General features: G+C 70.6%; 15 protein-coding genes and 1 pseudogene. 9 read left to right on the forward strand and 7 right to left on the reverse strand.

Annotated elements, in window-relative coordinates; all coding sequences use genetic code 11:
- Positions 1-43: 43 nt before the first annotated feature.
- The gene (locus tag ACFT7S_RS10495; RefSeq protein ID WP_382729516.1) at positions 44-832 is read left to right on the forward strand and encodes a sugar phosphate isomerase/epimerase family protein; all 789 of its coding nucleotides are present in this window, start codon (positions 44-46) and stop codon (positions 830-832) included.
- Positions 833-898: 66 nt separating this feature from the next.
- On the opposite strand, the gene ACFT7S_RS10500 is transcribed toward ACFT7S_RS10495, so the two are convergent.
- Positions 899-1,807: an EamA family transporter gene (locus ACFT7S_RS10500; protein ID WP_382729518.1), complete on the reverse strand. Its 909-nt coding sequence runs from the start codon at positions 1,805-1,807 to the stop codon at positions 899-901.
- 101 nt (positions 1,808-1,908) lie between these two features.
- Here ACFT7S_RS10500 and ACFT7S_RS10505 point away from each other — a divergent pair, with 101 nt between their 5' ends.
- Together ACFT7S_RS10505 and ACFT7S_RS10510 are read left to right on the forward strand one after the other, a co-directional pair.
- Positions 1,909-2,871 carry a LysR family transcriptional regulator gene (locus tag ACFT7S_RS10505; protein WP_382729520.1) on the forward strand — a complete coding sequence of 321 codons (963 nt, stop codon included), beginning with the start codon at positions 1,909-1,911 and terminating at the stop codon, positions 2,869-2,871.
- A 105-nt stretch (positions 2,872-2,976) separates the two neighbouring features.
- Complete coding sequence (locus ACFT7S_RS10510) at positions 2,977-4,809, forward strand: glycoside hydrolase family 3 protein (protein WP_382729522.1); 1,833 nt, start codon at positions 2,977-2,979, stop codon at positions 4,807-4,809.
- An 80-nt stretch (positions 4,810-4,889) separates the two neighbouring features.
- On the opposite strand, the gene ACFT7S_RS10515 is transcribed toward ACFT7S_RS10510, so the two are convergent.
- The 3 genes from ACFT7S_RS10515 to ACFT7S_RS10525 form a co-directional block, all read right to left on the reverse strand.
- Complete coding sequence (locus ACFT7S_RS10515; protein WP_382729524.1) at positions 4,890-6,368, reverse strand: S28 family serine protease; 1,479 nt, start codon at positions 6,366-6,368, stop codon at positions 4,890-4,892.
- Between the two features lie 93 nt (positions 6,369-6,461).
- On the reverse strand, positions 6,462-6,851 hold the full coding sequence (locus ACFT7S_RS10520) for a hypothetical protein (RefSeq protein ID WP_382729526.1): 390 nt from the start codon (positions 6,849-6,851) through the stop codon (positions 6,462-6,464).
- Positions 6,852-7,124: 273 nt separating this feature from the next.
- Positions 7,125-10,889, reverse strand: a complete 3,765-nt coding sequence (locus ACFT7S_RS10525; RefSeq protein WP_382729528.1) for an ABC transporter ATP-binding protein — start codon at positions 10,887-10,889, stop codon at positions 7,125-7,127.
- A gap of 246 nt (positions 10,890-11,135) precedes the next feature.
- Here ACFT7S_RS10525 and ACFT7S_RS10530 point away from each other — a divergent pair, with 246 nt between their 5' ends.
- Positions 11,136-11,498, forward strand: coding sequence for a hypothetical protein (locus tag ACFT7S_RS10530; RefSeq protein ID WP_382729530.1), 363 nt, complete (start codon positions 11,136-11,138; stop codon positions 11,496-11,498).
- Between the two features lie 4 nt (positions 11,499-11,502).
- Here ACFT7S_RS10530 and ACFT7S_RS10535 read toward each other — a convergent pair whose 3' ends face one another.
- The 3 genes from ACFT7S_RS10535 to ACFT7S_RS10545 all read right to left on the reverse strand — a co-directional run bounded on the left by ACFT7S_RS10535 (position 11,503) and on the right by ACFT7S_RS10545 (position 15,788).
- Positions 11,503-13,188, reverse strand: coding sequence for a thiamine pyrophosphate-binding protein (locus tag ACFT7S_RS10535; protein ID WP_382729532.1), 1,686 nt, complete (start codon positions 13,186-13,188; stop codon positions 11,503-11,505).
- Positions 13,185-14,153, reverse strand: coding sequence for an agmatinase (speB, locus tag ACFT7S_RS10540; protein ID WP_382729534.1), 969 nt, complete (start codon positions 14,151-14,153; stop codon positions 13,185-13,187). The genes ACFT7S_RS10535 and speB overlap by 4 nt, the downstream gene beginning before the upstream one ends.
- Before the next feature lie 162 nt (positions 14,154-14,315).
- Positions 14,316-15,788 (reverse strand): sodium:solute symporter, encoded by a 1,473-nt coding sequence (locus ACFT7S_RS10545; RefSeq protein WP_382729536.1) that lies wholly within the window; start codon positions 15,786-15,788, stop codon positions 14,316-14,318.
- A 112-nt stretch (positions 15,789-15,900) separates the two neighbouring features.
- On the opposite strand from ACFT7S_RS10545, the gene ACFT7S_RS10550 reads away from it, so the two are divergent.
- The 5 genes and pseudogenes from ACFT7S_RS10550 to ACFT7S_RS10570 all read left to right on the forward strand — a co-directional run bounded on the left by ACFT7S_RS10550 (position 15,901) and on the right by ACFT7S_RS10570 (position 21,792).
- Positions 15,901-17,346 (forward strand): PucR family transcriptional regulator ligand-binding domain-containing protein, encoded by a 1,446-nt coding sequence (locus ACFT7S_RS10550; RefSeq protein WP_382729538.1) that lies wholly within the window; start codon positions 15,901-15,903, stop codon positions 17,344-17,346.
- A gap of 148 nt (positions 17,347-17,494) precedes the next feature.
- Positions 17,495-18,652 carry an acyl-CoA dehydrogenase family protein gene (locus ACFT7S_RS10555; RefSeq protein WP_382729540.1) on the forward strand — a complete coding sequence of 386 codons (1,158 nt, stop codon included), beginning with the start codon at positions 17,495-17,497 and terminating at the stop codon, positions 18,650-18,652.
- 18 nt (positions 18,653-18,670) lie between these two features.
- Positions 18,671-19,546 (forward strand): acyl-CoA thioesterase, encoded by an 876-nt coding sequence (locus ACFT7S_RS10560; protein ID WP_382729542.1) that lies wholly within the window; start codon positions 18,671-18,673, stop codon positions 19,544-19,546.
- A gap of 71 nt (positions 19,547-19,617) precedes the next feature.
- Positions 19,618-20,585, forward strand: a pseudogene (locus ACFT7S_RS10565) (cation diffusion facilitator family transporter).
- Between the two features lie 94 nt (positions 20,586-20,679).
- Entirely contained in the window at positions 20,680-21,792 is a 1,113-nt protein-coding gene (locus tag ACFT7S_RS10570; protein WP_382729544.1) for an LCP family protein, read from the forward strand.
- Positions 21,793-21,804: the final 12 nt, after the last annotated feature.

Consider the following 21,804-nt stretch of genomic DNA (forward strand, 5'->3'; position numbering starts at 1 on the left):
GACGCCGGATACCCGTACACGCACCGACGGAAGGATCACGCACGTGAAGCTCGCTTTCTCGACCCTCGGAGTGCCGGGCATGCCCGTCGCCGACGTCGTCCGGCTCGCCGCCGACCAGGGCTACCAGGGGGTGGAGCTGCGCACCCACCCGGAGGAGCCCGTCCACCTGGGGCTCACGCCGGCCGAACGGGCCGAGGTCGTCGAGGAGTTCAGGCGGGGCGGCGTGGAGATCCTGACCCTCGCCGGCTACGTACGCGTGGCGGCCGATGGCCCCGACGAGCCGGCGATCGACGAGCTCGCCCACCTGGTCGAGCTGGCCCGGGATCTGGGCGCGCAGAACGTCCGGGTGTTCCCCGGCGGCGGCGACCAGGACCCCGCAACGGCCGACGCGACGGCCGCCCGCCGGCTCGGCGCCGCCGCTCCGCACGCCGCCGACATGGGCGTACGCATCCTGCTGGAGACCCATGACTCGCACCGGGCGGGTGTCGACACGGCCCGGGTGGTGGCGGCCGTCGGGCACAAGCACATCGGGGCGCTGTGGGACGTCATGCACACCTGGCTGGCGGGCGAGGACCCGGCCGCCAGCCACGCCGTCCTGGCCCCGCACCTGGGCTACGTACAGGTGAAGGACGTCGCATCGGCGGACGACATCGAGCCCCTGCCGCTGGGAGCGGGCGTGCTGCCGCTGGGCGCCTGCCTGGACACGCTGGACCCGGACAGCTGGGTCTGCTGGGAGTACGAGAAGCGCTGGCACCCCGAGGCGGCGGAGCTGCCGGGGCTGCTGGCCGAGGGGCGTGAGCACCTGCTGCGGCTGGGAGCGCCGAAGCAGTAAGTCAGAACAGTAGGTCGGAGCAGTAGGTCGGAGCAGTAGGTCGGAGCAGTAGGTCGGAGCAGTAGCTCAGACGCGCGCCACCGGTGTCTCCGACGGCACGGGCGGCGCCGTGCGGGCGCGGCGCACTCCCGCGAGGGAGGTCAGCGCCACCCCGCCGACCAGCAGCGCCGCCGCGCACCACCGCAGCGGGCTCACCGACTCGTCGAGCAGCAGCGCGGCCGACGACATCCCGAAGACCGGTACGAGCAGGGTGAACGGGGCGACGGACGAGGCCGGGTGGTGACGGAGCAGAAAGCCCCAGGCCCCGAAGCCGAAGACCGTCGAGATCCAGGCGACGTAGACGATGCTGCCGAAGCCGCTCCAGTCGAGGGCGGCCAGCGCCTCGGCGTCGCGGTCCCAGCCCTCGAAGAGCAGGGAGAGGCCCAGCAGCGGCAGTACGGGCACGGTCGAGACCCAGACCATGAAGTTGAGGGCGTCGGGCGGTGCGGCCTTGCGGGTCAGGACGTTCGACACGCCCCAGCAGGCCGCCGCCGCAACCACCAGGACGAACGCGAGCACGGGTCCGCCCGCCCCTTCGTCGACCGCGGCCACTCCGATACCGGCGAGTGCGACGGCCATGCCCAGCACCCGTACTCCGCCCGGCCGTTCGCCCAGCGCGAGGGCGGCGAAGAGCGCCGTGAAGACCGCCTGGACCTGGAGGACGAGGGAGGAGAGCCCGGCGGGCATCCCCTGGTCCATGCCGATGAAGAGCAGCCCGAACTTCGCCACCCCGAGGACCAGACCGACGCCGATGATCCACTTCCAGGCGACCTTGGGCCGTCCGACGAGGAACACGGCGGGCAGGGCCGCGACGAGGAAGCGCAGGGCGGAGAAGAGCAGCGGCGGGAAGTGGTCGAGACCGATCTCGATGACGACGAAGTTCACACCCCAGACGGCGGCGACCAGCGCGGCCAGGGCGATGTGGAGAGGACGCATGCACCGAGCATCACGTGCACGGACCATGTAGCACCAGCGCGGATTTCTTCATGATGCAATTGAGCGTTGCTAATGCTTTCCCTTCGGTCTGCGAGGTTCCGGTGCTCGATCTCTCCCGGCTGCGCGCCCTGCACGCGATCTCCGTCCACGGTTCCGTCGCGGGCGCCGCCGCCGCGCTCGGCTACACCCCGTCGGCCGTCTCGCAGCAGATCACCAAGTTGGAGCGGGAGACCCGCACGACACTGCTCGAACGGCGCGGGCGGGGCGTCGCACTGACCGAGGAGGCGCTCCATCTGGCCGCCACCGCCCAGCAGTTGCTGGCGATCGTGGAGCAGGCCGAGACGACACTGGAGGAGCGCAGGGGGCTGCCCACGGGGCGGCTGTCGATCGGGGCGTTCGCCTCGGCGGCGCGCGGCCTGCTGCCCGGCGTGCTGGCGGAACTGGACCGGGAGCATCCGGCGCTGGAGGCCCGGCTGACCGAGGTCGATCCGCATCTCTCGGTCGATCTGGTGGCCAGGGGTGTGATCGATCTGGCGGTCGCGCACGACTGGGACATCGCCCCGCTGCCCGCCCCTGAAGGGGTCGCGCAGGCCGTGATCGGGGACGACCAGTGCGATCTGCTGGTGCCGGAGGATCATCCGCTGGCCGGACGCGAGGCGGTGCGGCGCGCGGAGCTGGCCAAGGAGCGGTGGATCTGCCAGCCGCCGGGGACGGTCTGCCACGACTGGCTCGTACGGACGTTGCGCGCGGCGGGGTACGAGCCGGACATCAGGCACCAGGCCGAGGAGAACCACACCCAGCTGGCCCTGGTCGCCGCCGGGCTCGGGGTCGCGATGATCCCCCGGCTGGGACGGGGGCCGCTGCCGGCGGGCGTGGTGGCGGTGCGGCTCGATCCCGTACCGGTGCGGCGGCTGTACGCACTGTGGCGCACGGAGGCCGCGCGGCGGCCCGCGATCAGGGCGGCGGTGGACGCGTTGCGGGTGCGGGGCGCGGAGGTGGGGCTGGCCGGGTCCGGTTGCGTGGCCTCCGGCCACCCTGTGTCCTCAATCGCCGGACGGGCTTGATTTGCGGCCGTGCTCCTTATTCTGCGGCCATACCCTTGACTGGTAGTTACTTTCCCTATATCCGTACAGTCTTGGAAGTTTCTTTCAGTACCGGAAGGAGCTCACGTGCACCACCGCACCTCCCGACGCGCCCTCCTCACCGCCGCCGCGGTCACCGCCGCAGCAGCCGCGACAGGTGCCGTCGTCCCCGGCGCCGCAGCAGCCGAGGAGTCCGTCGGCGCCGCCACGCACGACCGCCTCAGACGGATCGTCTCCAGGATGAGTCTGGAGGAGAAAGTCGGCCAGCTCTTCGTGATGCGGGTGTACGGGCACTCCGCCACCGATCCCGACCAGGCCGACATCGACGCCAACCTCACCGAGATCGGGGTGCGCACGGCGGCCGAGCTGATCTCCACGTACCACGTCGGCGGGATCATCTACTTCACCTGGGCGCACAACACCCGCGACCCGCACCAGATCGCCGAGCTGTCCAACGGCATCCAGCGGGCCGGGCTCGCCGGCCGTACGCCCGTGCCGCTGCTCATCTCCACCGACCAGGAGCACGGCATCGTCTGCCGGGTCGGCGAACCCGCCACGCTGATGCCCGGCGCGATGGCGCTCGGTGCGGGCGGCTCGCTCTCGGACGCCCGGCTCGCGGGCCGGATCGCGGGCGCCGAACTGGCCGCCATCGGCATCCGGCAGAACTACGCGCCGGACGCCGACGTCAACGTCAACCCGGCCAACCCCGTGATCGGCGTACGCTCCTTCGGCTCCGACCCGCAGTCGGTGGCCGGCCTCGTCGCCGCCCAGGTGAAGGGGTATCAGAGCGGCGGAGTCGCGGCCACGGCCAAGCACTTCCCCGGCCACGGCGACACCAACACCGACAGCCACACCGGCATCCCGTACATCCACCACACCCGGGAGCAGTGGGCCGAGCTGGACGCCCCGCCGTTCCGGGCGGCGATCGCCGCGGGCATCGACTCGATCATGACCGCGCACATCGTGGTCCCCGCGCTCGACGCCTCGGAGGACCCGGCGACGCTCTCGCACCCGATCCTCACCGGGGTCCTGCGCGAGGAGCTGGGCTACGACGGTGTCGTGGTCACCGACGCGCTGAACATGGAGGGGGTGCGGACGAAGTACGGCGACGACCGCGTGCCCGTGCTCGCGCTCCAGGCGGGCGTCGACCAGCTGCTGAACCCGCCGAACCTCGCCGTCGCCTGGAATGCCGTCCTGGCGGCCGTGAAGAGCGGCGAGATCAGCGAGGCACGGATCGAGGAGTCGATCCTGCGCATCCTGCGGCTGAAGGCGAAACTCGGGCTGTTCCGCGACCCGTTCGTCAGCCGCCGGGGCGTGGACACGGTCGTCGGCATCCCGGCCCACCTCGCCGCCGCCGACCGGATCGCCGAGCACACCACCACGCTGCTCGCCAACTCCGGTTCACTGCTGCCCCTTTCGCGCCTCTCCCACAAGAACCTCCTCGTGGTCGGCGCCGATCCGGCCTCGCCGTCCGGCACGACGGGCCCGCCCACCGGCACGCTCACCGCGGCCTTCAACGAGCTCGGGTACTCGGCGACCGCCCTCTCCACCGGCACGGCCCCCACCCAGGCGAAGATCGCCGAGGCGGTGGCGGCGGCGCAGGGCAAGGACGCGGTGGTCGTGGGGACGTACAACGTCTCGATGACCAGCTCGCAGCGCACACTCGTCAGCGCGCTCGCGGCGACCGGCGTCCCGGTGATCGCCGTCGCCATCCGCAATCCGTACGACATCGCCAGGCTCGACGGGACCGGGTACGCGGCGAGCCTCGCCACGTACTCCTGGACCGATGTCGAACTACGGGCGGCGGTACGGGTCATCGCGGGCGTCGCCCGTCCCGAGGGCAAGCTGCCGGTGCCCGTCCAGCGCGCGGACGACCCCACCCAGGTGCTCCACCCGGTCGGCTACGGACTCTCGTACTAACCGGGACATACCGAGGGGCTGCGCCCGCCGAGTCCGAAATCCGGAACCCGGCGGGCGCAGCCCCCTTCGGTGTCAGGGCGTCACGGACGCAGCGTGCCCTGGCCCCGCTCGGTCTGCGCGTCCCGCTTGTCCAGGCGCGCGTCGTACGGTGCGAGCGGCTTCGCCTTCGCCGGGTCGGCCTGGACCGCCGCCGGGGCGACTCCGGCCCAGCGCAGGATGGCCGCGATGGCCTCGGCCTTCTCGTCGGCGACGAGACCGGACACCTTGGAGCCGTGGTTGCCGCCCGGCACGGTGTAGATGTGGCTGTCACGGGCGCCCACGCCGAGGCGGAAGGGCTCCGCACCCCACGGGTCGTTCTCGCCGTAGACATACATCATCCGGTTGGCGTTGTGCCGGACCCAGCTGTCCACGTCCCGCATCGCCGACGGCTGGAACGTCATCGGGATGTCCCTCGGCACGAAGTTGCGCGGCGGCTGGTAGCCGTACCGGCTCAGGTCGCCGAGCCACGGCTGCTTGATGTCCGGCGATCCGAGCTGCGTGCCCGCCTGGTAGTAGTACGGCGTGTAGGTGCCCAGACCCTGGTCGGCGTAGGCGGAGAAGCCGGAGATGCCGTCGATCGAGTCCCAGATCGCCTCGTCGGTGGCGTTGGCGGCGTCGGCCGGGATGGCCTCGCAGTCGGCGACGAGGCTGTACTGCCAGAACGCCCAGACGTAGTCCATGACCACGGCCTCGTACGCCTTGTCGAGCGAGCCGACGGTGTTGAAGGTGTAGCCGTTCTCGGCGGCGTACGCCTCGTACTTCTTCTCCAGCGGCTCGCGGCGGACGAGTGCCTCGCGCTGCACGCCGGTCAGCCGGTCGCGGCAGTCCTTGGTGCCGACGTTCTCGAAGAACCGGTCGTACGCCGAGTCCTCCTTGTTCACCACGTCGTTGGGCGCGACGTAGGCGACGACGCCGTCCATGTCCTTCGGGTAGAAGCGCTCGAAGTACGTGGCGGTCATGCCGCCCTTGGAGCCGCCCGTGGTCAGCCAGTTCTTGGTGTAGATCTTCTTCAGCGCCTTGAAGACCCGGTGCTGGTCGCTGGCGGCCTGCCAGATGTCCAGCTTGGACCAGTCGGCGGGCGCCGGGCGGGACGGGGTGAAGAAGCGGTACTCCAGCGAGACCTGGTTGCCGTCGATGATCTGCGTCGGCTCACTGCGGCTGGGGTTGGTGGAGACGTTGTAGCCACTGGTGAAGAAGACCGTCGGCCGGGTCGTGTCCTTGTGCAGCAGCGTGATGCGCTGCTGGAACGTGCCCTTGGACGGGTTCCGGTGATCCACCGGCTGGGTGTAGTTGAGGACGAAGTAGCGGTATCCCGTATACGGCTTCTCCTGGATCAGACTCATTCCCGGGATGGCCAGGATGCGGTCCTTGATGTCCTCGCTGCTTGCTTCGCTGCTGATCGTGCTGCTCTGCGTCGCGGTCGGTTCCGCGGCGGTGGCCGCACCGGCCGAGGCTCCCGTCGCACTGACAGTGCCTATGAGCACCGCGAGCGACAGAACCCCTCTGAGCGCCTTGCGCATGCACCCTCCCCTTGATTCACAACATTCGCCGTGAACCTAGCGGGGGCAACACGTGCCACGCCAGACCCGGTTGTCCGATCTTTCAACAGGGCATCAGCAGAGAATCCATCCGGTGGAGCCCGAACTGCCCGCGACGGCGCCCGTCGCGCGGACGCAGCGGTTGAGTGCGTAGACCGTGACCGGGCCCGCTCGCGTCGTGAATCGGCCCTTGTCGACGACCGGCCGGCCGCCGCGCGCCTGGAGCGAGACGCTCATCGCGCGGCGGGTGCCGGGCCTCTTGGCGACCGTGACCGCACAGACGTAGGCGCGGCTCTTGTAGACGCGCAACTCGCCCTTGGCGAAGGACACCGTCTTCGCCGGCCGTCCTGAGCAGGCGCCGGCGGCCTGGGCGGGTGTGCCGAGGGTGAGGGCTAGGGATGCCAGCAGCGGCAGGACGAGCAGATACGCCAGGGCGCGCTTGCCCTTGGGCCGCACAGAACCCACGGAGCCCACGACTCCTCCTGCTCCCTCTGCTCCCTCTGCTCCCGACGGTCTTGATGACCTCAGCGGTCTCACCATCCCCATCGAACACATTGGCCCTACCCGAGACATGCGCGTACATGCGTACGACGCGAGTGGCCGTCCGAAGGTTGCATGGAGATGGACCCAGTCCGCCTTACCGCCTCTTGTCCCCAATTGCCGGACGGGCTTGATTTTCTAGCCCGTCGAGGGGGTCCCCCATGCCTTAAGGCAATGGGGGAAGTTGAGGACAACGCGTCACACCGCCGCCGGTTCGTCCTCGCCGATGAACGTGCGCCATAGGCGAGCGTACGTCCCGCCCTCGGTCAGCAGTTCGTCATGGGTGCCGTCCTCGACGACCCGGCCGTGGGCCATCACGACGACCCGGTCGGCGCGGGCCGCCGTGGTCAGCCGGTGCGCCACGACCAGCGTGGTGCGGCGGCCTGTGAGCCGGTCGGTGGCCTGGTTGACCAGGGCCTCCGTGGCGAGGTCCAGGGAGGCGGTGGCCTCGTCGAGCAACAGGATGTCCGGGTCGACCAGTTCCGCGCGGGCGAGCGCGATCAGCTGGCGCTGGCCGGCCGAGAGGTTGCGGCCCCGCTCGGAGACCTCGTGCAGATAGCCGCCGTCCAGCGTGGCGATCATCTCGTGCGCGCCGACCGCCCGCGCCGCCGCTTCCACCTGCGCGTCGGTGGCGTCCGGCAGACCGTAGGCGATGGCGTCGCGGACCGTACCGGCGAAGAGGTACGCCTCCTGCGGTACGACTCCGAGCCGGTGCCGGTACGCGGTCATGTCGAGCTTTCGCAGATCGGTGCCGTCCGCCGTCACCCGGCCCGCCGTCGGGTCGTAGAACCGGGCTACGAGCTTGACGAGCGTGGACTTGCCCGCACCCGTCTCACCCACGAACGCCACCGTCTGACCCGCCGGAATGCGCAGGTCGATCCCGGTCAGCGCCTCTTCCTCTCCGTTGTACGCGAAGGACACGTCCTCGAAGGCGATCTCGCCGCGCAGCGACAGCACGTCCAGCGGCTCGTCGGGGTCGGACGTGGACGTCCGCTCCTGGAGGAGTTCCTGGATGCGGCCGAGCGAGACCGTGGCCTGCTGGTAGCCGTCGAAGACCTGGGAGAGCTGCTGCACGGGGGCGAAGAACAGCTCGATGTAGAGGAGGTAGGCGACCAGTGCACCGGTGGTCAGCGTCCCGTTGTCGACGCGGCCCGCACCGACGATCAGTACGGCGGCCGCGGCGACGGATGACAGGAGCTGGACGAACGGGAAGTACACCGAGATCAGCCACTGGCCGCGCACCCGGGCCTCGCGGTAGTGGTCGCTGCTCGCGGCGTACCGCTCGGAGCCGTCCCGCTCGCGGCGGAACGCCTGCACGATGCGCAGTCCGGAGACGGACTCCTGGAGGTCGGCGTTGACGGCGCTGATTCGCTCGCGGGCCAGCTCGTACGCCGCGACGCTCTTGCGGCGGAAGAAGAACGTCCCGATGACCAGGACGGGCAGGGTCGCGAAGACGACCAGTGCCAGCTCGACGTCGAGGACGAGCAGGGCGACCATGATGCCGAAGAAGGTGACGACGGAGACGAAGGCCGTGACCAGTCCGGTCTGGAGGAACGTGGACAGCGCGTCCACGTCCGTCGTCATCCGGGTCATGATCCGGCCGGTCAGCTCGCGCTCGTAGTAGTCGAGGCCGAGCCGCTGGAGCTGCGCGAAGATCTTGAGGCGGAGCGCGTACAGGACGCGCTCACCGGTGCGGCCCGTCATCCGGGTCTCGCCGATCTGCGCGAGCCACTGCACGAGCACGACGAACAGGGCGAGCCCGGAGGCGGCCCAGACCGCGCCGAGCGCCAGCTGGGTGACGCCCTCGTCGATGCCGTGCCTGATCAGTACGGGCAGGAGCAGGCCCATGCCCGCGTCAACGGCGACGAGTCCCAGGCTCACCAGCAGCGGCAGCCCGAAGCCGCGCAGCAGCCGGCGCAGGCCGTAGGACTCCTCGGCCCGTACGGCGCTCGCCTCGTCGATGTCCGGAGTGTCGGTGGCCGGCGGCAGCGCGTCGACCTGGGCCAGCAGCTCGGGGGTGGCGGGCATGCCGTCGGCCACCGGGCCGCGCGGCTCCTCCTTGCGGATCCACAGCTCGGGGGTGATGCCGTGCTCGGCGTCGAACTCGGCCTCCAGCTCCTCCTGGAGCGTCCGGTCGTCCTCGCGCACGTCCGCCCTGTCCGGCCGGTGGCCGGGCGAGGTGCCGCCCAGCTCGTCCGGGTCGGTGAGGAGACGGCGGTAGAGCGCGGAGCGCCGCTCCAGCTCCTCGTGCGTACCGATGTCGGCGAGCCGGCCCTTGTCGAGGACGGCGATCCGGTCGGCGAGGCCGAGCGTGGAGCGGCGGTGGGCGATCAGGAGCGTGGTGCGGCCCGCCATCACCTGCTTGAGCGCTTCGTGGATCTCGTGCTCGACGCGGGCGTCCACGGCGGAGGTGGCGTCGTCCAGGAGCAGCAGACGGGGGTCGGTGAGGATGGCGCGGGCGAGCGCGACGCGCTGGCGCTGGCCGCCGGAGAGGGTGAGCCCGTGCTCGCCGACCGTGGTGTCGTAACCCTTCGGCAGATCCGTGATGAAGCCGTGGGCCTGCGCGGAGCGGGCGGCTTCCTCGATCTGTTCCTTGGTGGCGTCCGGGAATCCGTACGCGATGTTTGCCCGGACGGTGTCGGAGAACAGGAAGCTGTCCTCCGGTACGAGCCCGATGGCGGCCCGCAGCGATTCCTGGGTGAGCTCGCGGACGTCGTGGCCGCCGACGAGGACGGCGCCGTGCGTCACGTCGTAGAAGCGGGGCAGCAGGAGCGAGACGGTGGACTTGCCGCTGCCGGACGCGCCGACGACGGCGACGGTCTCACCGGGCTCGATGGTGAGCGAGAACCCGTCGAGGACGGGTCTCCCCGAGGCTCCGCTTCCAAGGTCATCGTCTCGAGCGGAGGCGGAGCGAAGCGGAGCGTACCCGAACTGGACGTCGTCGAACTCGACCCTCGCCGGGGCGTCGGCCGGGAGTTCCTTCGTGCCGTCCTGCATGGTCGGCTCGGTGTCGATGAGCTCCAGGACGCGTTCCACACCGGCCCTGGCCTGCTGGCCGACGGTGAGGACCATGGCGAGCATCCGGACCGGGCCGACGAGCTGGGCGAGGTAGGTGGAGAAGGCGACGAACGTACCGAGAGTGATCTCCCCCCGGGTGGCGAGCCAGCCGCCGAGTGCCAGCATCGCGACCTGGCCGAGCGCGGGCACGGACTGGAGTGCGGGGGTGTAGCGCGAGTTCAGCTTGATGGTGCGCAGCCGGCCGGCGAAGAGCCTGCGTCCGACCTCGCGCAGTTTGCCGGTCTCCTGGTCCTCCTGCCCGAACCCCTTGACGACCCGGACGCCGGAGACGGCACCGTCGACGACTCCGGCGACGGCGGCGGCCTGGCTCTGGGCGTACCAGGTGGCGGGGAAGAGGCGCGTACGGGAGCGGCGGGCGATGAACCAGAGCGCGGGGGCCACGGCCAGGGCGACGAGGGTCAGGAGCGGCGAGAGCCACGCCATGATCACCAGAGAGATCACGAAGAGCAGGACGTTCCCGATGGTCATCGGGAGCATGAAGAGAAGCCCTTGGATCAGCTGGAGGTCGCTGGTGGCGCGCCCCACGACCTGCCCCGTGGACAGCTCGTCCTGCCGCTTCCCGTCGAGCCGGGTGATCGTCGTGTACATCTCGGTACGCAGGTCGTGCTGTACGTCGAGGGCGAGCCTGCCGCCGTAGTACCGCCTGATGTACGTGGCGATGTAGACGAGCACGGCCGCGACTACGAGCAGCCCGGTCCAGACGGCAAGAGAACGGGTGTGCCCGACGACCACGTCGTCGATGATCACCTTGGTGATCAGCGGGACGAGGGCCATCACGGCCATACCGGCGAGCGACGAACCCAGCGCCAGCACCACATTGCGCCGGTAGCGCCATGCGTATCCGGTCAGCCGCCGACCCCACCCCTGTTGCTCCGCGCCCTCCACCGATGCCTCCCGTTCGCCCCGCTGTCCATCTGAACTACCGGAAGTCACCAACGCGGCCGGCAGCGGATTTCATCCCGCCGCAACACAAACGGTCCCTTGGACCTAGGGCGGTCCTAGGACCGGGCAGGCCGGGACCGAGGCCGGAGAACGCCAGGTCTCTCACAGCGCCGTTTCTCTCACCGCGCAGGCGTTCACACGCGAGCCACGGGGTAGTCATGCTCAGCACCCCAGGATCGCGGAGGGAACATGTCGGGCGAACAACCGTCGGACGCCTATCGCAGCGGACAGCTCTACGCAGCGCTCGCGACGCTTCAGAAGCTCGGAGACATCGATTTCTGCGCACTGGGACGCCCGGAGTCACGGGCCAGGGCGGCGGCGAAGCCGCTCACCCATCTCCGCGAGCCCCTGTGGATGGTCGGCAAGTCCTACGACGCGGCCCGGCGGCGGGGGCGGGCCGCCGCCGCCGGCGCCGTGTTCCGGTCGATCCCGGACCTGATGCCCTCGGGGAGGGAACTGCCGGGCAGCCTCGGTCCCGAGCAGCAGCAGGAGTTCCTCCTCGGCTGGCAGGCCCAGGTGGACGCCATCGCCGAGGAGACCGGGTACCGCTGACCGCCTACAGGTGCGTCGGCTCGAACATCCTCAGCAGGGCCGGGAGCACCACCACGGAAGGTCCGGGTGCCGCCAGGGCCTTGGCGAGGTCGTCGGTGAGGGACTCCGGTGTCGTACGGACCGCGGGGACGCCGAAGGACTCGGCCAGGGCGACGAAGTCGGGGCGGGAGAGTTCCGTCCCGGTGGCCTCGCCGAAGGCGCCCGTCATGTATTCGCGCAGGATGCCGTAGCCGCCGTCGTCGACGATCAGCCAGGTGACGGGAAGGCCGTACTGCCTGGCCGTGGCCAGTTCCGCGATCGAGTACATCGCACCGCCGTCGCCGGAGACCGCGAGAACCGGCTTCGTGGGGTCGGCCGCCGCCGCGCCGATCGCCGCCGGGAAGCCGTAGCCGAGGCCGCCCGCACCCTGCGCCGAGTGCATCGTGTTCGGGTGGCGGGCGTCGAAGGCGGACCACGCCCAGTAGGCGAGGATCGTCATGTCCCAGAAGCTGGGCGCGGTGTCGGGCAGCGCCTCGCGCACCGAAGCGAGAACCTGCTGCTCCAGGGTGAGGTCCTGGGCGTCGATCCGGGCCCGTACCTTCTCCAGCACCGTACGCACCCGCTCGGCCGCGGTCTCGTCCTCGCGCGCCTCGACCGCGTCGAGGAGGTCGGCGAGTGCCTCGCGGGCGTCGGAGTGGATGCCGAGCGCGGGGTGGTTGGACTCCAGCTTCCCGGCGTCGGCCTCGATCTGGATGACCCGGCCGCGCGGACTGAACGTGTGGTAGTTCGAGGAGAGCTCGCCCAGGCCCGAGCCGACGACCAGCAGGACGTCCGCGGACTCCAGGAAGTCCGTGGTGTGCCGGTCCTCCAGCCAGGAACGCAGGGACAGCGGGTGCTCCCAGGGGAAGGCGCCCTTGCCGCCGAAGGTGGTGACGACCGGAGCGTTGATCTTCTCCGCGAGGGCGCGCAGCTTGCCCGTCGCGTCGGACCGTACGACTCCGCCGCCCGCGATGATCGCCGGCCGCTCGGCCTTCGACAGCAGATGGGCGGCCGCGACGGTCAGCTCGGGGCGCGGGTACAGCTCGCGCGGGGTGGCGTCCATCGCCGTGACGACCGGCAGGACGGTCTCCGCCAGGAGCACGTCCTGCGGGATCTCCACCCAGACCGGGCCGTGCGGAGCGGTGAGCGCGGACTCCCACGCGGCGGCGATCGCGGACGGGACCTGGGAAGCGGTACGCACGGTGTGCACCGACTTCACGATGTCGCGGAACGACGCCTTCTGGTCGCGGAGCTCGTGCAGATAGCCGTGCCGGCCACCGCCGAGACCCGCCGTCGGGATCTGGCTGGAGATCGCGAGCACCGGGGCGGAGGCGGCCGCCGCCTCCTGGAGCGCGGCGAGGGAGGTCAGCGCGCCCGGACCCGTGGAGAGCAGCAACGGGGCGACCTCACCGGTGATGCGGCCGTAGGCGTCGGCGGCGAAGCCCGCGTTGTTCTCGACGCGGAGGCCGATGTACGTGAGGGAGGAGCGGCGCAGCGCGTCGAACATGCCGAGCGCGTGCTGGCCGGGCAGCCCGAAGACGGTGGTGGCGCCGAGGCCCTGGAGCGTCTCGACGACGAGGTCGCCGCCGTTGCGGCCGGGCGGCAGGTTGAGAGCGGCCTCGGCCTGCGCGGGGGTGAGCTGCGGGCGGTCGTCGTGGTGGTCGTGGGTCACTTCGTACGCGCCTCTGCGATCTGGCGGGACATGATCGTGGTCAGTTCGTACGCCGCGTGGGAGGCGGCGACAGAGGTGATCTCCGCGTGGTCGTACGCGGGGGCGACCTCGACCAGGTCGGCGGAGACCAGGTTGCAGGAGGCGAGCCCGCGGAGGATCTCCAGCAGCTCGCGGGAAGTGAGACCGCCGGCCTCGGGGGTGCCGGTGCCGGGCGCGTGGGCCGGGTCCAGGACGTCGATGTCGATGGAGATGTAGAGCGGACGGTCACCGATCCGCTGACGCAGCTGGTCGGCGATCTCGTCCACGCCCCGGCGCATGACGTCGGCGGAGGTGACGATGCCGAAGCCCATCTTCGCGTCGTCGGTGAGGTCCTGCTTGCCGTACAGCGGGCCGCGCGTGCCGACGTGGGAAAGCGCCTCGGTGTCGAGGATGCCCTCCTCGACGGCCCGGCGGAACGGGGTGCCGTGGGTGTACGCGGCGCCGAAGTAGGTGTCCCAGGTGTCCAGGTGCGCGTCGAAGTGGAGCAGGGCGACGGGGCCGTGCTTCTTGGCGACGGAACGCAGCAGGGGCAGCGCGATGGTGTGGTCGCCGCCGAGCGTCATCAGCCGGGCACCGGTACCGAGCAGCTCGTCCGCCGCGGCCTCGACGGTCTCGACCGCCTCGTTGATGTTGAACGGGTTCGCGGCGATGTCACCGGCGTCGGCGACCTGCGCGAGCGCGAACGGGGAGGCGTCCTGGGCGGGGTTGTACGGGCGCAGGAGGCGGGAGGCCTCACGGATCGCGTTGCCGCCGAAGCGGGCGCCGGGGCGGTAGGAGACACCGCTGTCGAAGGGCACGCCGACGACTGCGACATCGGCGGTGCCGACCTCGTCGAGCCGGGGCAGCCGTGCGAAGGTCGCGGGTCCGGCGTACCGCGGGACACGGGACGAGTCGACGGGACCGCGCGGCGTTTCGTTGCTGCTCATGGGACGGAGTGCCTTTCCTTCGGGTTTCGTACGGTATTCAGTGTGCGGGATCCCCCGTGCGAGGGTTCCGTCCTCAACCGCCGGACGGGCTGGAACTGCCTGCCCCGGCCCGCAATACGAGCCGGGCAAAATCAAGCCCGTCCGGCGATTGAGGACGAAGGGTCAGGTGGTGACCGGCTCCCTCACGGGCTCACCGGCACCGGCCTCCACACCCCGCCCCGCCAGCCGCTCGCGCCAAGCGACAAGCACCGCCTCGTCCGTCGGCTTCGTGGCCAGCGACACGATCACGTACACCGCGAGCGAGGCCAGCAGACCGTAGTACACCGGCTCGTTGGCGAGGATTCCGTACGTCGCCATCAGGCCGATCACCGCGATGCCGCCGACCGACACCGCCGCCAGCGCCCCCGCCGCCGTCCCGCGGCGCCACAGCAGCCCGCCCAGGATCGGTACCAGCAGTCCGCCGACGAGCAGGTTGTACGCGACGGTCAGCGCCTCGACCACGTTGTTGAGCGCGATCGCGATGAGGATGACGGCGATGCCCATGATCAGGATGAAGATCCGGTTGCCCTTCACCTCGTCGCGTTCCTCGTCGCCGCCCCCGGCAACCGCCCCCCGCAGCTTCGACCAGATGTCGTTGTTGGCAACGGTGGCGCAGGCGATCAGCGCACCGGAGGACGTCGACATGACTGCGGCCAGCGCGGCGGCCAGCACAAGACCGCGCACGCCCACCGGCAGCTCGTCCTTGACGATGGTCGCGAACGCGGCGTCCGCGCTCGGCAGCGTCGGGTACATCACCTTGGCCGCCGTACCGATGACGGCTCCGGCGATGGCGTACACCAGACAGTACGTGCCGGCGACCGTGCCGCCCCAGCGTGCCGTCCGGTCGGTGCGCGCGGTGAACACGCGCTGCCAGATGTCCTGGCCGATCAGCATGCCGAAGGTGTAGATCAGGACGTACGTGAAGATCGTCTCGCCGCCGATGCCCAGCGGGTCGAAGTACTCGGTGGGCAGCTTGGCCTTCATCTCGCTGAAGCCACCGGCCTTGATGACCGCGATGGGGAGCAGGAGCAGCAGCACACCGATGGTCTTCACCACGAACTGCACCATGTCCGTGATCGTGATCGACCACATGCCGCCGAGCGTCGAGTACGCGACGACGATGGAGCCGCCGAGGATGATCGCGACGGTCCGGTTCATGTCGAAGAGGACGTCGAAGATGGTGGCGTACGCGATGGTCGAGGTGACCGCGAGCATCAGCGTGTAGGCCCACATGACGACACCGGAGATGAGTCCGGCCCGGCCGCCGTAGCGCAGGTCGAGCATTTCGGAGACGGTGTAGACCTTCAGCCGGGCGATGCGCGCCGAGAAGAAGACGGACAGGGCGAGCAGTCCGAGGCCGATGGCGAAGACCATCCACGCGCCGGAGAGTCCGTACTGGTAGCCGAGCCCGACGCCACCGATCGTGGAGGCGCCGCCGAGGACGATGGCGGCCATGGTGCCGGAGTACATCCAGGGGCCGAGCCGACGGCCCGCCACCAGGAACTCGCTCTTGGACTTGGCGCGGCGCATGCCCCACCAGCCCATGGCGAGCATGCCGGCCAGATAAACGACGATCACGGTGTAGTCGACAGCCATGGGCTTTCCCTCCGTCTCGCTCAACAGGTTGGTGAAGACGGTAGGTGGCCGATAAGCAACCATGAAGCGTACGTTTCATCCATCCTCCTCGCGCTGAATGGATGAACCGTCCATGCCGGACTCCCCCACCGCACCGCCCACCCCACCCGTCCCGCTGGCCGAGCTGCTGGCCAGGGAGGAGCTGGGGCTGCGCCGGATCGCCGGTCCCGACCACGCGAACCTGCTGTGGGTGCACACCTCGGAGATGGCCGACCCGTACCCGTACCTCCTCGGTGGTGAGCTGCTGCTGAGCGCCGGGGTGCTGCTCAAGGACCCGGACACCTATGTCGCCCGGCTCGTGGAGGCGGGGGCGGCCGCGCTCGGCTTCGGGGTGGCGCCGGTGCACGACACGGTGCCGCAGGCGCTGATCGAGGCGTGCGACCGGCATGGTCTGCCGCTCCTGGAGGTGCCGCCCGAGACCCCGTTCACCGCGATCGCGCGGGCGGTGTGGCGGCTGATGGCGGAGGCCAGGCACCGGGAGTTGCGCCGGGTGACCCGAGCCCAGCAGGCCCTGGCGTCGGCGGCGGCCAGGCCCGACCCGGTACCCGCGGTGCTGCACCAACTGGCCGTGCAACTGTCGGGGCGGGCGGCCCTGCTGACCGCCGAGGGCGAGGAGCTGCACGCGGCGGGCCGCCGCCCGGCCCCCGGGGCGCAGGAAGCCCTCGTCCGCCTGTCCCGGGTGGTCTCCCCCACCGCCCGACCCGACCCGGCCCCCGCATCCGCCACGGACACGGTCGGCGGCACCCAGCTGTCCGCGTACCCGCTCGGCGGCGGCCAGGGCCTGGTCCTCGCCCTGTCGGCGGACCGGCGCGAGCCGGGCGACCACACCGTGACCGGTATCGCGGTCGTCCTGCTGTCCCTGCTGACCGCCCCGCACCAGGGCGCCGACGCGGCGGGCCGTGCGGCGGCGCTCGTACGGATGCTGCTCGGCGCGGCCCCGGAGGACGTCACCCCGCTCCTGGGCTCCGCCGACCGGTGGACGCTGGTGCACGCGCGCCGCACCGGAGGCGCCCCCGCCGACCCCCTCACCGCCGGAGCGCTCGGTACGGCACTGGGCTCCGCCCTTGTCGACGCGGACCGCCACGCCGTACGCGTCCTGGTCACCGACACCGAGCGGATCACCCCGCAGCCAGGGTGGACGCTCGGCGTCTCGGCCCCCGCCCCGGTCGCGGCCCTGGCGGCGGCCGACGCCCAGGCGGCCCGGGCCCTGGGCCGTGCGGAGGCCACCCGCACCCCCCTCTCCGTACACCGCCCCACGACGGGCCTCGCGGAACTGATCCCCCGCGAACAGGCCGAAGCCCACGCCCGCGCCCTCCTCGCCCCGCTCACCGAACCGCTGGCCGAGACCCTGCGCTGCTGGCTGAGCCTGCACGGCAGCTGGGACCGCACGGCGGTCGCGCTCCAGGTCCACCGCAACACGGTCCGCCAGCGCATCGCCCGCTGCGCGACGCTGCTGGACGCGGACCTGGACGACATGGACGTACGCACGGAGCTGTGGTTCGCGCTGAGTCACTGCTGAACCGTGGCCCGAGCGGCGGGCGTGCCGAGCATCACCCTGGACAGGTGTGGTGACTGGCGGGTAACTTTTGACAAGGTCTGAGCAAGCGCTTAGACACCCCGCCGGAAGCTCACGCCGAGCTGACCGAAGCCGACAGAGGAGGCACCCCGTGCGCCGTACGGTATTCAACGAGGACCACGAGGCGTTCCGGGAGACCCTTCGCGCCTTCATCGAGGCCGAGGTCGTCCCCGTCTACGACGAGTGGTTCGCCGCAGGCCAGGCGCCGCGCGACTTCTATCACAAGCTCGGCGAGCTGGGTGTCTTCGGCATCTCGGTCGAGGAGGAGTTCGGCGGTGCGGGCGTCCACTCGCACAAGTACGAGGCCGTGCTCCAGGAGGAGTGCGCCCGTGCGGGCGTCTCCTTCGGCGGCTCCGGTGTGCACGTCCTGCTCGGCCTGCCGTACATCAAGATGCTCGCCACGGACGACCAGAAGAAGCGCTGGCTGCCGAAGTTCGTCAGCGGCGAGGAGATGTGGGCCCTCGCGATGACCGAGCCGGGCACCGGTTCCGACGTCGCGGGCATGAAGACCAACGCGAAGCTCTCCGAGGACGGCACGCACTACGTCCTCAACGGCTCGAAGACCTTCATCACCGGCGGTGTGCACGCCGACAAGGTGATCGTCTGCGCCCGTACCTCCGCCCCGCGCGAGGACGACCGCCGCTTCGGCATCTCGCTCTTCGCCGTCGACACGAAGTCCGAGGGCTACTCGATAGGCCGCAAGCTCGACAAGCTGGGCCTGAAGGTCTCCGACACCGCCGAGCTGGCGTTCGTCGACGTGAAGGTGCCGGTCGAGGACCTGCTCGGCGAGGAGAACAAGGGCTTCGGCTACCTGGGCACCAACCTGGCCTCCGAGCGCTGGGGCATCGCCTTCGGCGCGTACGCGCAGGCCGCCGCCGCCGTCCGCTTCGCGAAGGAGTACGTCCAGGACCGCACGGTCTTCGGCAAGACGGTCGCCTCCTTCCAGAACACCAAGTTCGAGCTGGCTGCCTGCCAGGCCGAGGTGGACGCGGCCCAGGCCGTCGCCGACCGCGCCCTGGAGGCACTGGACGCCGGTGAGCTGACCGCCGCCGAGGCCGCCTCCGCGAAGCTCTTCTGCACCGAGGTCGCGCACCGCGTCATCGACCGCTGCCTCCAGCTGCACGGCGGCTACGGCTTCATGAACGAGTACCCGATCGCCCGCCTCTACGCCGACAACCGGGTCAACCGGATCTACGGCGGCACCAGCGAAGTCATGAAGTCGATCATTGCCAAGTCGATGGGCCTGTAGAGCAGTTACGTTCTTCTCATGAGCGCAGCACTTGAATCCCTGCTCGATCTGCTCGACCTGGAGCAGATCGAGCGGGACATCTTCCGCGGCACGAGCCGTTCCGCGGTCGTGCCCCGGGTCTTCGGCGGCCAGGTCGCGGCCCAGGCGCTGGTCGCCGCGGGCCGGACCGTCCCCGCGGACCGGACAGCCCACTCCCTGCACTCCTACTTCCTGCGGATGGGCGATCCGGGCGCCCCGATCGTCTACACCGTCGACCGCATCCGCGACGGCCGGTCCTTCACCACCCGGCGGGTCGTCGCCGTCCAGCACGGGCAGCCGATCTTCCACCTCTCGGCGTCCTTCCAGACGCACGAGGAGGGGCTGGAGCACCAGGCGGCCATGCCGCACGCCCCGGACCCCGAGACGCTGCCCACCGCCGCGGAGATGCTGCCCGGGTACGCGGACCGGTTCATCGATCCGGGTGTCATGGACCGGCTCCTGGAGGCACGGGCTGCGGTCGACCTCCGGTACTGCGACGCCCCTCCGTTCGCCACGGTCGGCGATCCGCGCGAACCCCGCTCCCAGGTGTGGTTCCGGACGAACGGCAAGCTCGCGGACGACCCACTGCTCCATGTCTGCATGGCGACGTACGTCTCCGACATGACGCTGCTCGACTCGGTGCTGCTCGCCCACGGGCGCGGCGGCTGGGCGGTCGGTGACGTGGTGGGCGCGAGCCTGGACCACGCGATGTGGTTCCACCGGCCGTTCCGCGCGGACGAATGGCTGCTGTACGACCAGGAGTCACCGTCGGCGTCCGGTGGGCGCGGGCTCGGCCAGGCACGTATCTACACGCAGGACGGCCGGCTCGCGATCACGGTCATCCAGGAGGGCGTGATCCGCGCCCCGCGGAACTGAACGCCCACGGAACTGAACGCCCCGCGGGGCTGAACAGGCCACAGCCACCCGACTCGGACATACTCCCCACCATGGCCGATGCGAAAAGTGATGGTGGGGAGTCCACGTTCACCGTCGTCGTCGCGGCGACCGCCAATCTGGGCATCGCCGTGGCGAAGGCGGTCGCCGGACTGATCAGCGGATCGAGCGCGATGCTCTCGGAGGCCGCGCACTCGGTCGCCGACACCGTCACCGAGGTCATGCTCCTGACCGCGCTCAAGCGCAGCCAGAAGCCGGCCGACGAGGACCACCCGCTCGGCTACGGCCCCGAGCGCTACATCTGGGCGTTGCTCGCCTCCATCGCCACGTTCGTCGGCGGCGCCGTCTTCTCCGTCTACGACGGTGTCCACACCCTCGTCGCGGGCGAGGAGCTGGGCGATCCGCTCATCTCGTACCTCGTGCTGGGCGTCGCCTTCCTGCTGGAGGGCTACTCGCTGCGTACGGGCGTGAAACAGGTCCGCCGCGAGGCAGCCCGGCTGCACTCCCCCGCCGGTTACTACCTGCGCCACACCCCCGACACGGCCGTCAAGGCGGTCGTGATGGAGGACTCCGCCGCACTGATCGGGCTGCTGCTCGCCGCGGGCGGACTGCTCGGTGGCCAGCTCTCCGGCTCCGGCGTCTGGGACGGCGTCGCCTCGATCCTGATCGGCGTCCTGCTCGTGTACGTGGCCTGGGTGCTCGGCCGCTCCAACGCCCAGCTGCTGATCGGCCGTCCGCTGCCGAAGGCGATGCGCGACGGCGTGCGCGAGGAACTGCTCTCGGTCCCGCACATCACGGCCGTCCTGGAGCTCACCACGCTCATCCAGGGGCCGACGGAGTCCTGATCGCCGCGAAGATCGACTTCCGGGACGTGGCGAGCGCCGAGCAGATCGAGTGGGCCTGCGAGGAGGCGGAGGCGCAGCTGCGGGAACGCTTCCCGACGGTCCGCCGGGTCTATCTGGACCCCACACCGGGTCCGGGTCAGCGAAAGGACGGCCGGTCCGCGTCCAATCGTAGGTAATGCCGCCGAATTGTCGGGTCGGTACCCCGGAGCGTGAACCGCGGGAAATTAGGTTTCCCCTGAAACCATCCGGCTTCCCGGGAGATGCGCGCACATGCCGACGTTCGACAGCACACCGCAGTCACACCCGTCCGCCGGACCGGCGAGGAAGATCCCCCGCTGGGGTCTCTCCGCCGCCGCGCTGGCCTCCGTACTCGTCATGGGCACGGCGATGCAGAGCGCCGACGCGTTCTCACCGGACACGCTCGCTGTCGCGGACCACGCCGACGGCAGTGGCACCGGTACGAACATCCTGCTCATGGGCACGGACAGCCGGGACACGATCACCGAGCAGCAGAAGAAGAAATACCGGCTGGGCGGCCAGGGCTGCGACTGCTCGGACACGATGATGCTGGTCCACATCGCACAGGACCGTGAGCGGGTCAGTGTCGTCAGCATCCCGCGCGACTCGCTCGCCGAACTTCCCGCACACACCGACCGGCGTACGGGCGAGTCGCACGAAGCCCACCTCGCGAAGATCAACGCGGCGCACGCCGAGGGCGGCGGGGACCTCGCCATGCGTACGGTCGAGGCGAAGACCGGCCTGGACATCGACCGGTTCCTCGCAGTCGACTTCTCGCGCTTCATGAAGTCCGTCGACGAGCTCCGTGGGGTCGATGTCTGCACCGCGACCCCGCTCCGCGACCCGTCGACCGGCCTCGACCTGGCCGCGGGCACCCATCACCTGGGCGGCGGGGACTCCCTGCGCTACGCGAGGTCCCGCAAGGTCGACAACGCCGCCGACTTCGGCCGCATGCAGCGGCAGCAGAGATTCCTCGTCTCGTTCGTGAAGGAGATGCGGAACGACGGCACCCTGCACAGTGCGGCCCGGCTGAAGGAACTGGCCGGGGTCCTGCTGTCCGCCGACCGCACGGAGAAGGCGCTGACTCCGCTGGAACTGGTGTCGCTCGCCGGTGACCTGCGGCAGATCACGCTCTCGTCGCTCGAATTCGCCACGGTGCCCATCAGCGACTTCGACGCCGACGTCGAAGGGGTCGGATCGACACTCGTCTGGGACGAGACGAGGGCGGCGGTCGTCTTCGACACCCTGCGCCGGGACCGGCCGCTGACGGAGGCCACGGCGGCGCTCCCCTCCCGGCCGGCCGACGGCACCGCCCGCCAGGGGGAGTTCGTACCCGTCGAGGGGCCGGCGCTGGAGTGCCGCTGACCGGTCGGCGCC

The organism is Streptomyces sp. NPDC057136 (assembly GCF_042670885.1).
GTDB lineage: Bacteria > Actinomycetota > Actinomycetes > Streptomycetales > Streptomycetaceae > Streptomyces.

What these genes read in the sequence shown, in the direction of transcription:
- ACFT7S_RS10500 (WP_382729518.1), bottom strand. Translation starts at nt 1,807, where the DNA reads ATGCGTCCTCTCCACATCGCCCTGGCCGCGCTGGTCGCCGCCGTCTGG.
- ACFT7S_RS10515 (WP_382729524.1), bottom strand. Translation starts at nt 6,368, where the DNA reads ATGCGCAAGGCGCTCAGAGGGGTTCTGTCGCTCGCGGTGCTCATAGGC.
- ACFT7S_RS10530 (WP_382729530.1), top strand. Translation starts at nt 11,136, where the DNA reads ATGTCGGGCGAACAACCGTCGGACGCCTATCGCAGCGGACAGCTCTAC.
- speB (WP_382729534.1), bottom strand. Translation starts at nt 14,153, where the DNA reads ATGAGCAGCAACGAAACGCCGCGCGGTCCCGTCGACTCGTCCCGTGTC.
- ACFT7S_RS10545 (WP_382729536.1), bottom strand. Translation starts at nt 15,788, where the DNA reads ATGGCTGTCGACTACACCGTGATCGTCGTTTATCTGGCCGGCATGCTC.
- ACFT7S_RS10550 (WP_382729538.1), top strand. Translation starts at nt 15,901, where the DNA reads ATGCCGGACTCCCCCACCGCACCGCCCACCCCACCCGTCCCGCTGGCC.
- ACFT7S_RS10560 (WP_382729542.1), top strand. Translation starts at nt 18,671, where the DNA reads ATGAGCGCAGCACTTGAATCCCTGCTCGATCTGCTCGACCTGGAGCAG.
- ACFT7S_RS10570 (WP_382729544.1), top strand. Translation starts at nt 20,680, where the DNA reads ATGCCGACGTTCGACAGCACACCGCAGTCACACCCGTCCGCCGGACCG.